Origin of the sequence: Streptococcus mitis (assembly GCF_023109105.1) — a bacterium.
Classification (GTDB): domain Bacteria; phylum Bacillota; class Bacilli; order Lactobacillales; family Streptococcaceae; genus Streptococcus; species Streptococcus mitis_BW.
In genome coordinates, this window is sequence record NZ_JALDTZ010000002.1 from 165,210 (window position 1) to 177,993 (window position 12,784).

At 42.8% G+C, this 12,784-nt stretch carries 10 protein-coding genes; 1 reads left to right on the top strand and 9 read right to left on the bottom strand.

What is annotated here, in order from left to right; all coding sequences use genetic code 11:
• Nucleotides 1–36 precede the first annotated feature (36 nt).
• The 4 genes from M1F37_RS02370 to M1F37_RS02385 form a co-directional block, all read right to left on the bottom strand.
• Nucleotides 37–1,632 (bottom strand): hypothetical protein, encoded by a 1,596-nt coding sequence (locus M1F37_RS02370; RefSeq protein ID WP_247934564.1) that lies wholly within the window; start codon nt 1,630–1,632, stop codon nt 37–39.
• 11 nt (nt 1,633–1,643) lie between these two features.
• Nucleotides 1,644–2,054 carry a peptide deformylase gene (locus M1F37_RS02375; protein ID WP_247934565.1) on the bottom strand — a complete coding sequence of 137 codons (411 nt, stop codon included), beginning with the start codon at nt 2,052–2,054 and terminating at the stop codon, nt 1,644–1,646.
• Between the two features lie 115 nt (nt 2,055–2,169).
• Nucleotides 2,170–2,961 carry a glutathione-dependent disulfide-bond oxidoreductase gene (yghU, locus tag M1F37_RS02380; protein WP_247934566.1) on the bottom strand — a complete coding sequence of 264 codons (792 nt, stop codon included), beginning with the start codon at nt 2,959–2,961 and terminating at the stop codon, nt 2,170–2,172.
• A 12-nt stretch (nt 2,962–2,973) separates the two neighbouring features.
• Nucleotides 2,974–5,670, bottom strand: a complete 2,697-nt coding sequence (locus tag M1F37_RS02385) for a cation-translocating P-type ATPase (protein WP_247934567.1) — start codon at nt 5,668–5,670, stop codon at nt 2,974–2,976.
• Between the two features lie 307 nt (nt 5,671–5,977).
• On the opposite strand from M1F37_RS02385, the gene mntE reads away from it, so the two are divergent.
• Complete coding sequence (mntE, locus tag M1F37_RS02390; protein ID WP_247934568.1) at nt 5,978–7,171, top strand: cation diffusion facilitator family transporter; 1,194 nt, start codon at nt 5,978–5,980, stop codon at nt 7,169–7,171.
• A 53-nt stretch (nt 7,172–7,224) separates the two neighbouring features.
• Here the strand turns inward: mntE and M1F37_RS02395 are convergent, their stop codons facing one another.
• From M1F37_RS02395 to M1F37_RS02415, 5 genes are all read right to left on the bottom strand, one after another.
• Entirely contained in the window at nt 7,225–7,830 is a 606-nt protein-coding gene (locus M1F37_RS02395) for a hypothetical protein (protein WP_282184448.1), read from the bottom strand.
• Entirely contained in the window at nt 7,830–9,698 is a 1,869-nt protein-coding gene (locus tag M1F37_RS02400) for an ABC-F family ATP-binding cassette domain-containing protein (protein ID WP_247934570.1), read from the bottom strand. Before M1F37_RS02400 ends, M1F37_RS02395 begins: the two co-directional genes overlap by 1 nt.
• On the bottom strand, nt 9,695–10,894 hold the full coding sequence (locus tag M1F37_RS02405) for a CCA tRNA nucleotidyltransferase (RefSeq protein WP_282184449.1): 1,200 nt from the start codon (nt 10,892–10,894) through the stop codon (nt 9,695–9,697). The genes M1F37_RS02400 and M1F37_RS02405 overlap by 4 nt, the downstream gene beginning before the upstream one ends.
• Nucleotides 10,891–11,658 (bottom strand): 4-hydroxy-tetrahydrodipicolinate reductase, encoded by a 768-nt coding sequence (gene dapB, locus M1F37_RS02410; protein ID WP_247934571.1) that lies wholly within the window; start codon nt 11,656–11,658, stop codon nt 10,891–10,893. The genes M1F37_RS02405 and dapB overlap by 4 nt, the downstream gene beginning before the upstream one ends.
• A 276-nt stretch (nt 11,659–11,934) precedes the next feature.
• On the bottom strand, nt 11,935–12,783 hold the full coding sequence (locus M1F37_RS02415; RefSeq protein ID WP_247934572.1) for a DegV family protein: 849 nt from the start codon (nt 12,781–12,783) through the stop codon (nt 11,935–11,937).
• Nucleotide 12,784 lies beyond the last annotated feature (1 nt).

Sequence of the window (12,784 nt, forward strand, 5' to 3'; positions counted from 1 at the left end):
CTTATTATAACTTATATTTTTAAAATAAAGCTGTTTTTACTGCACTTTAAAGGTCTTGAGATAATTGTCTTTTCCTACTTGACCTTCGAAGGTTTTACCATTTTCAAGGTAAGGAAGGTCATCGGATACTGAGGCTTTAACCTTGTAAATCTTGCCATCAACTTTAAAGAAGTAGACGGTGTCGCCCTTGATAACAGCTGATTTGAGGTCTGCTACCACACCCTTGATGCTTTCTGTGGTTTCATTATCAATCTCAAGGTCGTTTTTATTGGCGTACTTGCTGAGCAGTTCTTCTACTGTAGTAGCTACGATAACATTTTGGTACTCGACTGCGTCTACCAGAGCGTACTCTTTGACCAAGCCCGCATTGTCCTTCAAGCCCATGATGTAGAGAGGTTTGTCATTGAGGTTGATGAGAATTGGGAAGGTTGCCTTGTAGGATTTCTCCTGAACAGCACCTTCGGCTGATTCACGGGCTGATTCTTCGGTCGCAGAAGCCAAGCTGTACTTAGTGATTTCCCCTGTTCGCATATTTTCAAGGATGAAGCCAAGGTTACTTTCATCTGCATTGGCCGACGTCACACCTGTGTAGAGATAGATGTCATTGCCGATAGACAAGTAATTATAGCCCTTGGTAGTCTGGGTCACATTTTTCTTGGAAATCATGGCATTCCAGAAACCGTCCTTGTACTTGCCGTTGTAGTTGATTTGCTCAATGGTTTCCTCAGCTGGATAGACCCTGTCCACCCATTCTGGAACATCCGCCAAGCTGTACTCCTTGGTTTCTCCATTTGTGGCATCCAAGATAATGACTGAAACAGGACGGGGAACCGCAAGCCCAAATTGCTTTTGGTAAACCGTTGCTACATAGAAAGGATTGCCCTCATCATCCACCTCAAATGATGGAGTCTTGAAGATTTTTGTTGGGTACTTAAAGCGCAGGTGGCGTTTGACATCACGGTTAAAATACTCCGAGTCCGAATACTTGATTGGTGTCTTCAAGTCCACCAAGTCCGCATTTCCAGTCACCATGTCCACCTTGATATACTCGCCGATTCCCTTGGCCTGATTGTTAAACCATTTAATAGGGTCTGCGTATTCTAGTGGCGTAACCCGATAAGGTTTCCCATCAATTGTCAATTGGGTATAGGTATCTGCCGCTACATACTGCGACACCTTATCCGTCAGGGAACCCAAGTAACGGTCACCAATTTTTTCAGCGGTACTTCTATCTAAGATAGGAACCTTACTGGTGTCAGTCTTAGGAAATTCAGTAAAGTCTTTTTCCGTAACCGTGACTACATTGGCATAATTTTTAGCCTGAAAAATGCTGGAAGTTACCAAGGAAACCAAAGCTGCCAAGAGAAGAATCCCTCCAATAGAAGCAAAAAGAACTTTACCTAACCGATTGATTTTGAAACCTTCAAGATTTAAGGCAGCTTCCGCCTTGCCGTGGCGCACATGAACTGTTTTGACCAGATTGATTCCCTTGCCAAAGCCAAATAAGATTGCCACAAGCAGCAAATGCCCACAGAGAAAAAAGAGAAATTCCCAGCTGGTCAGGTTAAGAGGCGGTAAAAAGATATACCAGGTCGTTGCGATAAAAATAAATTCAAAGACTATTCGTTTCATTTGCTTTCCTCCTAAATGATTCGTCCTTCCAAGTGATCTAGTTCATGCTGGCAAATCTGAGCTGGGAAGCCTGTCAAGGTAATAGTCTGTTCCTGCCACTTGCTGTCACGATAGGAAATCCTTATAGTTTCATAACGCTTAGCAGGTCTCACACCCATCAAGGACAAACAGCCTTCTTCTGTCTCATAAGGTCCTTCAGAGGATAGGAGAACTGGGTTAAACATGACCACGGGAACCAAGCCAAGATTAAAGATAATCACGCGCTTCTGCACCCCAATCATATTGGCAGCTAGACCAACACAGGTCTCACGATTCGCAAGCAGGGTATCCTGCAAATCTCTGGCAAGATACAGGTCTTCCTGACTTGCCGTCTGAGACACCTGGGATAAAAATAAGATATCCTTCACAATTTTCTTTTCCACTTCCTCACACTCCTCTAGATGTTTACTATATTATAGCAATTATAGCACAAAAGCTGATAACTGCAAGCCCTTTCCCTCAACTGTAGCAAAAAGCCATCCGAAGATGACTTTTTTACTATTTAATTTCTTTATAAGTTACTTCCAAGCCACGCTTAACAGCTGGACGATTGGCAATTTTTTCTCCCCATTTTACTAGATTCTGGTAACTTGAGGCATCTAAGAATTTTGCAGAACCTTGATAAAGGTTTCCTTGGACTAACTGTCCATACCAAGACCAAATAGCAATATCTGCAATCGTATAGTCATTGCCTGCAATATAAGGTTTCTGAGCCAATTCCTTATCCAATAAATCCAACTGGCGTTTCACTTCCATCGTAAAACGATTAATTGGATATTCCAATTTTTCAGGGGCATAATTAAAGAAATGTCCAAATCCCCCACCTAGAAAAGGTGCAGCACCTGCTTGCCAGAATAGCCAATTCAAAACTTCTACCTTTTCCACAGGATTGCTTGGTAAAAAGGCTCCAAATTTCTCAGCAAGGTAAAGAAGAATATGAGCAGACTCAAAGACTCTTACTTCTTCAGTCCCAGACTGGTCCAATAAGGCTGGAATCTTGGAATTGGGATTGAGCTTCACAAAGTCTGATCCGAATTGATCCCCATCCATAATAGCAATCTTATATAAGTCGTAAGCTGCTTGCTCAAAACCAGCTTCTAGTAATTCTTCTAATAAGATAGTGACCTTCACACCATTTGGTGTTCCCAGTGAATAAAGCTGAAAAGGTTGTTCTCCTTTTGGCAAGTTTTGTTCGAAACGCGCGCCTGCTGTTGATCTATTTAGTCCTGTAAAGGCTCCTTGATTACTAGCTTCATCCTGCCATACGGTCGGTAATTGATATGCTGACATCAGAAACCTCACTTAAATCGCATTCTTGTCAAAGCCGAGTTTACGTTGGATGAACTTAACAATTTCGACAATAATAATCATTGAGAAGCTTCCAGCCATAACGATTCCCCATTGTGACAAGTCTAGTTTGGTTACATGGAAGATACCTTCAAGTGGTTCTACGACGATTGTTGCCATAAGAAGAATGAAGGATACCAAGATAGACCAGTTAAAGGTCTTAGACTTGAATGGTCCAACTGTTAAGATGGATTGGTAAACAGATTTCACATTATAGGCATGGAAAAGCTGAATCAAACCAAGGGTTGCAAAGGCCATAGTAAGGGCATCTGCGTGAATAGCATGATTGTCACCCACATGAACTGGGTAAGCAATCGCAAGGCCATAAACACTCATAACAATAGCTGCTTGGAGTACACCTTGATAGATGATAGAACTGAAAACACCACCTGAGAAGAAGCTTGCCTTGCGTCCACGTGGTTTATGGTTCATGACACCAGGCTCAGCAGGTTCAACACCAAGAGCAATAGCTGGGAAGGTATCCGTTACCAAGTTAATCCACAAAAGATGAACTGGCTGCAAGACGTCCCAACCAAACAAGGTTGACAGGAAGATGGTTAATACTTCAGCAGTATTGGCAGAAAGTAGGTACTGAATGGTCTTTTGAATGTTTGAAAAGACCTTACGTCCTTCTTCTACTGCGACGATGATGGTCGCAAAGTTATCATCTGCAAGAATCATGTCAGATGCACCCTTAGAAACCTCTGTACCAGTGATTCCCATACCGATACCGATATCTGCTGTTTTCAGAGCTGGCGCATCATTGACACCGTCACCTGTCATGGCAACGACCTTACCTTGTTTTTGCCAAGCTTTCACGATACGAACCTTGTGTTCTGGAGACACACGGGCATAAACAGAATACTGACCAACTACTTTTTCAAATTCTTCATCAGACAGTTCGTTGAGCTCTGCACCAGTTAAAACGTGGCCTTCTGTATCGTTTGCATCAATGATTCCCAAACGTTTGGCAATAGCTTCTGCTGTGTCTTGATGGTCACCCGTAATCATAATTGGACGGATTCCCGCTTCCTTAGCCACACGAACAGCCTCAGCCGCCTCAGGACGTTCAGGGTCAATCATTCCGATCAAACCAGTAAAGATTAAATCATTTTCTAATTCTTCAGAAGTAAGATTTTCTGGAATACTATCAATAATCTTATAAGCACCTGCAAGGACACGCAAGGCTTGGTGGGCCATTTCAGAGTTGTTTGTATGAATAAGGTTTGTAACCTTCTCATCAATCGGAGCAATATCCCCAGCCTTATCACGAAGAACACAACGTTTCAAAAGTTGGTCTGGCGCACCTTTGACTGCCACAAGGAAACGACCATCTGGCAATGGGTGAACCGTTGACATGAGCTTACGGTCAGAGTCAAATGGCAACTCAGCTACACGAGGATATTTCTCTAAGAAACCTTTGACATCGTAACCCTTATCCAAGGCATACTGAATGAAGGCTGTCTCGGTTGGGTCACCAATCAGGTTGCCTTCCACATCGATTTTCGTATCATTGGCTAAGACAACTGAACGAAGAAGAGGCATTTCAAGACCTAGTTCAATGTTATCAGCCGAGTCATGTAGGACTGCATCGTAGAAGACTTTTTCAACTGTCATCTTGTTCATAGTCAGCGTACCAGTCTTATCAGAAGCAATGATTTCAGTTGAACCAAGGGTTTCAACTGCTGGCAACTTCCGAACGATAGAGTTTCGTTTTGCCAAAACTTGAGTACCAAGGGCAAGAACGATAGTTACGATAGCAGGAAGTCCTTCTGGGATGGCTGCAACAGCAAGGGCAACAGAGGTCATCAACTCACCAAGTGGATTTTTCCCTTGAATGAAGACACCCACTACAAAAGTAACAAGGGCAATGACCAAGATAGCATAGGTCAAGACCTTAGAAAGGTTGTTCAAGTTTTGTTTGAGTGGTGTATCCGTCTCATCCGCATCTTGGAGCATGCCAGCGATATGACCAACTTCCGTGTACATACCTGTATTGACAACAACACCAAGACCACGACCATAAGTCACATTTGAGTTTTGGAAGGCCATATTGACACGGTCACCAATACCAGCATCTGCAGCAAGATCAACTGTCAGGTCTTTTTCAACTGGAACAGACTCACCTGTAAGAGCTGCTTCTTCGATTTTAAGAGAATTGGCTTCTAGCAAACGTAGGTCTGCTGGTACCACATCGCCAGCTTCAAGGGCAACGATATCACCTGGTACCAATTCTTTAGAATCAATCTCAGCCATGTGCCCATCACGAAGAACCCGAGCAGCTGGACTAGACATAGATTTGAGAGCTTCGATAGCTTCTTCGGCTTTCCCTTCTTGGTAAACACCAAAGGCAGCGTTGATGATAACCACGGCTAGGATGATAATGGCATCTGCGATATCTTCCCCACCAGAAGTCACGACTGACAAGATTGCTGCCGCAACTAGGATAATAATCATCAAATCCTTAAATTGTTCGATGAATTTGACTAGAATTGATCGTTTCTCGCCTTCTTCGAGTTCATTGTGGCCAAATTCGGCAAGGCGCTTTTCAGCCTCACTTGATGACAAACCTTGCTCGGTCGCATCCACAGCCTTCAAGACCTCTTCAGGACTCTGAGTGTAAAACGCTTGGCGTTTTTGTTCTTTTGACATGTGTCTCCTCCTTGACATTGTGTGCAAAACAGACTCTCTTTTCCCTCATCGCATCTTTTCACGACAAACAAAAAGAGACCTGTTAGTCATAACAAGTCTCGCTGTTTAAGATAGGGCCGGAAAGCATACTTTTCAGTATAAAATTCGGAATGACGACACTATCACAGGTTTCTGCCAGCTACTCCCTTGAGTAGTACTATTATACCAAATTTTGAAAAGTTTTCAAAGAGTAAAAACTGACTTATTTGAATTTTCCCTTGAAAACCAGTATAATGGTAGAATGCTATGTGACTAGAAAGGAAGTTGAATGAAGCAATCTATCTCAAATCTCAAGTTAGCTGAGCGTGGGGCCATTATCAGTATTTCGACCTATTTAATCTTGTCTGCAGCCAAATTAGCGACTGGTCACCTCCTCCATTCATCCAGTTTGGTGGCCGATGGTTTTAACAACGTTTCGGACATCATTGGAAATGTCGCCCTCTTGATTGGGATTCGGATGGCGCGCCAGCCTGCTGACCGTGGCCATCGTTTCGGCCACTGGAAGATTGAAGATTTGGCCAGCTTGATCACTTCTATCATCATGTTCTATGTTGGCTTTGATGTGCTGAGGGATACCATTCAAAAAATTCTCAGTCGGGAAGAAACGGTCATTGATCCTCTTGGTGCAACTCTAGGAATCATTTCTGCAGCGATTATGTTTGTGGTGTATCTCTACAACACTCGCCTCAGTAAGAAATCCAACTCCAAGGCACTCAAGGCCGCCGCCAAGGACAATCTTTCTGACGCTGTTACTTCACTTGGAACTACCATCGCCATCCTGGCCAGCAGTTTCAATTATCCCATTGTGGATAAACTGGTTGCTATTGTCATCACCTTCTTTATCTTGAAAACTGCCTATGATATCTTCATCGAGTCTTCCTTTAGCCTTTCAGATGGCTTCGATGACCGTCTGCTTGAGGACTATCAAAAGGCCATTATGGAAATTCCAAAGATTAGTAAGGTCAAATCCCAAAGAGGTCGCACCTACGGTAGCAACATCTATCTGGATATCACGTTAGAAATGAATCCAGACTTGTCTGTTTACGAAAGTCATGAAATCGCGGATCAGGTCGAGTCTATGCTGGAGGAACGTTTTGGCGTCTTTGATACCGATATCCATATCGAGCCGGCGCCTATCCCTGAGGATGAAATTTTAGACAATGTCTATAAAAAATTGCTCATGCGTGAACAATTGATTGACCAAGGAAATCAATTACAAGAACTCCTAGCCGAAGACTTTGTCTATATCCGCCAAGATGGAAAGCAGATGGATAAAGAGGCTTATAAGGCTGAAAAAGAGTTAAATTCAGCTATCAAGGACATCCAAATCACTTCTATCAGTCAAAAAACCAAACTCATCTGCTATGAGCTAGACGGTATCGTTCATACCAGTATCTGGCGTCGCCATGAGACTTGGCAAAATATCTTCCACCAAGAAACAAAAAAAGAAGACCAACAGTAACCCTATCCAGTGGATAGGGCTTTTTTGATTGATTTTCTTTAACCTAAACTATCTCATAAGTGTTTAGAAGATTTGGTTTTCGAAGCTTGTTTTGTCTGTTTTCTTGCTTGACGATTTTGTTCGATACGCCATTCTCTTTCATAGTACTTCATAGTATCGTATACCCTTTCAGGAAGACCTACATCTAATAGAAAGATAGGGATGATCAAATCTGCTGATTGATGAAAAGGGAAACACCTTCTCTTCATTAGAGCTAGAAGTGATTGAGATTGCACATTTTCCTTGTTTTTAAAATAAACTTCAATCCGATAGGAATCCCTATACTTCCCTCGAATTCGAGAGAAGGAAAATTCCTCTACATCAGTCCAAGCATAGAAATGACTGGGTTTCTTTGGATTCGGTTTGTAGTAAAACCCCTGAACAGTAAATCTCAAATATTCCTTATCCGAGCTTAAAAGTCTGTAAGTCAGATAAACTCCTACTCCAACATAAGAAAGTAAAACTAGCATTAACAAAAGACTTATCGTATAAAATCTGGTCCCTTTTTGCGAATGCGAATGGAAATAATAGAGAGCTAACAACAATAAAAGCACTGAAACCAAGCCAAACAAGGCATTCCAAATGATTTTCTTGGGACTACGTTTAATGACTTCTTCCATCACGCCAACTCACTTAAATATTCATAGCGTTCGTATTTTTCAAAGAGTGCTTCGTTTTTCTCATCCAATTCTTTTTGGAGAGTAGCTAGTTTACCAAAGTCAGAGCCGTTGGCTTGCATTTCCTCTTCAATAGCAGCGATACGGTTTTCCAAGGCTTCAATATCGCCTTCAATGCTTGCCCACTCCTGCTTTTCTTGGTAAGTCATGCGTTTCTTATCTTCACGGACTTTGACGACTTTTTTCTTTTCGGCCTTTTGCACTTGATTGGCCATCTCTGTTTCAAAGGCTTTTTCATCAAGATAGTCGGTGTAATGACCAAAGAAAGGACGAATCTTGCCATCCTCAAAAGCGAGAATCTTGGTCGCTACCTTGTCCAAGAAATAGCGATCATGGCTAACAGTTAAGACAGGCCCTGCAAAACCCTGCAAGAAATTCTCCAAGACTGTCAAAGTAGCAATATCTAGGTCATTGGTTGGCTCGTCTAAAAGAAGAACATTTGGTTTCTCCAAGAGCAATTTGAGGAGATAAAGACGTTTTTTCTCTCCTCCAGATAATTTCTCAATCAAGGTTCCATGCGTCGAACGAGGGAAAAGGAACTGCTCCAGCAACTCTGCAATCGAAGTCGTAGAACCACCGCTGGTCTTGACCTCTTCTGCCACTTCCTGCAAGTAATTGATCACTCGCTTACTTTCATCCAAACCCTCAATTTGCTGAGAGAAATAGGCGATGCGAACAGTTTCCCCAATCACAACTTGACCTGCTGTCGGCTCAAGACTTCCTGCAATCAGATTAAGCAGAGTTGATTTTCCAACACCGTTGTCCCCAACAATTCCAATACGGTCTTTGGCCTGCACCAAGAGGTTAAAATCTTGCAAAATGGGCTTGTGTTCATAGGCAAAGGAAACATCCTGAAACTCGATGACTTTCTTCCCAATCCGACTGGTTTCAAAGTTCATGGTCAAGTCTGTCTCAGCAATGCCACCTGAAATTTCCTTTTTCAGGTCATGGAAACGATTAATACGAGCCTGCTGCTTGGTCGCACGCGCCTGCGGTTGTCTGCGCATCCAGGCCAATTCTTGCTTATAAAGTTGTTCCTTTTTGTGGAGAAGAGCTGCATCGCGCTCGTCTTGTTCCGCCTTAAGGCGAACATAGTCCTGATAATTCCCTTGATACTCTGTCAATCCTGCTCTGTCCAACTCGAAAATCCGTGTTGACAGTGCATCTAGGAAATAACGATCGTGAGTGATAAAGAGAACTGTCTTCTTAGAATTTTTTAAAAAGAGGGTCAGCCACTCAATAGTCGCAATATCTAAGTGGTTGGTCGGTTCATCCAAAAGCAAGAGGTCGTGGTTGCCAAGTAAAACTTGCGCCAACTGGACTCGTCTTCTCAAACCACCTGACAATTCTCCAACTGGAGTGGATAAATCCTGAATGCCTAACTTGCTGAGAACCGTCTTGACCTGACTCTCAATTTCCCAAGCTTGAAGAGAGTCCATTTCAGCCATGACCCGTTCCAAACGGGCCTGCTTGTCCTCACTGTAGTTGAGCATGATCAATTCATACTCACGAATGAGCTGGATTTCCTTGAGGTCGCTGGATAGGACCGTATCCAAAACCGTCTTGCTATCATCAAAATCAGGATCCTGGGTCAAGTAACCAATCTGGTAATCATTCTTAGCTGAAAAGGGACAGACATCCCCATCAAAGCCAGAAACACCAGAAAGGACATCTAAAAGGGTGGTTTTACCCGTGCCATTGACACCGATTAGACCGATTCTGTCTAAATCATGGATAATAAAGGAAATATCCTTAAAAACGGTCTTGTCACCAACGGACTTGCTTAGTTTTTCAACGATAAAATCACTCATTTTTTCTCCCTCAGGTAAACATGGATGGCTTGACGGTCATTTTCCAATTCTCCATCGACAATGGCATACTCAATCTCTGCTAAAATCTCTCCCAAGTCTGGTCCCGGCTGATAGCCATATTCCTTAATCAAAATACCACCGTTGATTTGGATTTCTTTTTTATCATGAATGGTCAAACTCTGGTAGGTTTCTGTTATGACTTGCGGATTGACTGCTTTCCCTTGAGCCTGACGAAGATTCTCAGCCTGTAAAAGTAAATCCAAGTCAAAGCTGTAACAATCACGTTTGCTCAATTCTCCCTTTTCACGCAAAGCCAAAATAGTCAGTAAATCCTGAACTTGCTTGGCAAATTGACGTGAGGTCTTCCAAGCCTTCAAAAAGGGCTGCGCATTTTCAACCTCCAAAACCCACAGTAGAGCCGCCCAGGCTTGTTCAGAGGATTCAAAGGTGAAAGCAGTCCCCAAATCAAACAATCTATTAAGCTTGTCCTTGCTAGATGCCATATCTGGAAGATAGTCATAAGCTTGACTCTCCATCATGGAAACCAAGCCCCTTCTCCAAAATGGAGCCAGCAAGAGTTTATCAAACTCGACAAAGGTACGCTCTACAGAAATTTTCTCCAAAAGTGGCGTCAAGGTCTTCATAGCTTTAAAGGTTTCTGGCTCAAGTTCAAAGCCAAGACTGGCCTGAAAACGGAAACCACGCATAATCCGCAAAGCATCTTCGTTGAAACGCTCACTGGCCACTCCAACTGCTCGCAAGACTTGGTTTTCCAAATCTTCTAAACCATGGAACAAGTCAATGATTCCCCCTGTCTCATCCAAGGCAAAGGCGTTGACTGTGAAATCACGGCGCTTAAGGTCTTCTTCTAATGAGCGGACAAAGGAAACTGCACTCGGTCTACGATAGTCTACATAGACATCTTCGGTCCGAAAGGTGGTTACTTCATACTCCTCGTCACCATCTAAAACCAAGACGGTTCCATGCTCAATTCCGATATCGGCTGTTCGCGGAAAAATCTGCTTGGTTTCCTCAGGATAAGAAGAAGTCGCAATATCCACATCATGGATAGGACGATTGAGGAGGGCATCTCGAACAGAACCCCCAACAAAATAAGCTTCAAAGCCTGCTTCTTTAATTTTTTCTAATACTGGTAAAGCCTTCTGAAATTCAGAAGGCATTTGCGTTAATCTCATAATAAGTGTTCTAATCCATAGACAAGCTCATGACGCTTGACAACTTCTTTAATTCCCAAATTCACCCCTGTCATGAAGGAGCTACGATCATAGGAGTCATGACGGAGGGTCAATCCTTCTCCCTGATTACCAAAGATGACTTCCTGATGGGCTACCAAGCCTGGCAAACGAACTGAGTGAATACGCATACCATCAAAGTCAGCACCACGAGCACCCGCAATCAGTTCTTCCTCATCAGGCGCACCTTGCTGAATAGACTCTCGAACCTCTGCCATCAACTCAGCTGTTTTAATGGCTGTTCCACTCGGGGCATCTTTTTTCTTGTCATGATGGAGTTCGATAATCTCCACATTTGGGAAATATTTGGCAGCCTGCGTCGCAAATTGCATGAGCAAGACAGCACCCAAGGCAAAGTTAGGGGCAATCAAGCCACCCAAGTTTTGGGAACGAGAAAATTCTTTTAGCTCTGCAATTTCTTCACTCGTGAAACCAGTTGTTCCAACTACTGGAGCAAAGCCATTTTCAAGAGCAAAGCGTGTATTTTCATAGGCAACAGCTGGAGTTGTGAAATCTACCCAGACATCCGCTTCAAAGCCTGCTAAATCAACCTTATCCTTGAAAACAGGAATACCCTGCCATTCTAACTCAGACTCAAAAGGATCCAAAACTGCTACCAAGTCCAAGTCTGGATCAGCCAAGACCATCTGACAAGCAGCCTGGCCCATCTTTCCTTTAAAACCGGCAATAATTACTCGAATACTCATCTCTACTCCTGTCTAAGATACAAAGGACCTTAGCTGTCCATGAAAAATAGGAAATGGCGCTGACTTTCCACGAAAGGCAAGACATACATCTTTTTTCAAGAGGCAGGTAGTCCGTGTTCAATTTCTAAGATACAAAGCCTGTAAGAACACAAAGTGAAAATAGGAGCTCTGATCAAGGAGTAGATACTCCTTGGAAGAACTATCTTTTTCACACAGGGTTCCGTGCGTGTTCAATTGCTATGATACAAAATTTCTTAACTAACCGAGAAGCGCTAACTAAATCACTGGAATATAACCTAGAGCAATACTTCCTGCTCCTAGGTGGGTCCCAATGACACTACCAAATGTAGCAAGTGAAATATCCGAACCCAAGCCAGATTCAAGCAAGTTCTGACGCAATTCTTCAGCCTTTTCAGGAGCATTTCCGTGAATGACAATGATACGGTATTGGCCTGAAGCTGTAGCTTCCTTGATAATCTCAATTAAGCGCTTGGTTGCTTTCTTTTCAGTACGAACTTTTTCATACACTTCAATCACACCTTGGTCGTTGAAATAAAGAATCGGCTTGATACTTAGCAGATTGCCCAAAATAGCTGCCCCATTTGAAAGACGTCCACCTTTTACCAAATGATCCAAATCATCTACCATGATAAAAGCTGACGTACGGCTGATTTGAATAGCTAGCTTATCCTGAATAATAGCAAAATCATCGCCTTGATCTCGCCAATTAAAGACGCTTTCAACCATGATACCTAACGGAGCACTTGTAATCAAAGTGTCTGGAAAAGCAATGGTCAAGCCCTCATATTCATCTATCATATACTGGATATTTTGGTAAAAACCTGAAATTCCAGAAGATAAGAAAAGCCCCAAGGCATGGGTATAACCTTGTTCTTTGAGCGAAGTTAGAATCTCATCTAACTTGGCAATGCTTGGTTGACTGGTCTTAGGCAATTCAGAAGCCTGAGCCATTTTTTGGTAAAATTCCTCAGCAGACAGATTGATACCTTCGACATACTCCTCACCATCAATATTGACAGGAATATCCAAGACATACAAATCCTCTCTTTGCAAGGTCTCTGCACTGAGATAAGCCGAAGAATCTGTAATAACAGCTAATTTCATA

Excerpts from the sequence above, each read along its gene's own strand:
- yghU (WP_247934566.1), bottom strand. The coding sequence starts at position 2,961 with ATGTCAGCATATCAATTACCGACCGTATGGCAGGATGAAGCTAGTAAT.
- M1F37_RS02405 (WP_282184449.1), bottom strand. The coding sequence starts at position 10,894 with ATGAGATTAACGCAAATGCCTTCTGAATTTCAGAAGGCTTTACCAGTA.
- M1F37_RS02395 (WP_282184448.1), bottom strand. The coding sequence starts at position 7,830 with ATGGAAGAAGTCATTAAACGTAGTCCCAAGAAAATCATTTGGAATGCC.
- mntE (WP_247934568.1), top strand. The coding sequence starts at position 5,978 with ATGAAGCAATCTATCTCAAATCTCAAGTTAGCTGAGCGTGGGGCCATT.
- M1F37_RS02400 (WP_247934570.1), bottom strand. The coding sequence starts at position 9,698 with ATGAGTGATTTTATCGTTGAAAAACTAAGCAAGTCCGTTGGTGACAAG.
- M1F37_RS02370 (WP_247934564.1), bottom strand. The coding sequence starts at position 1,632 with ATGAAACGAATAGTCTTTGAATTTATTTTTATCGCAACGACCTGGTAT.
- M1F37_RS02415 (WP_247934572.1), bottom strand. The coding sequence starts at position 12,783 with ATGAAATTAGCTGTTATTACAGATTCTTCGGCTTATCTCAGTGCAGAG.
- M1F37_RS02385 (WP_247934567.1), bottom strand. The coding sequence starts at position 5,670 with ATGTCAAAAGAACAAAAACGCCAAGCGTTTTACACTCAGAGTCCTGAA.
- dapB (WP_247934571.1), bottom strand. The coding sequence starts at position 11,658 with ATGAGTATTCGAGTAATTATTGCCGGTTTTAAAGGAAAGATGGGCCAG.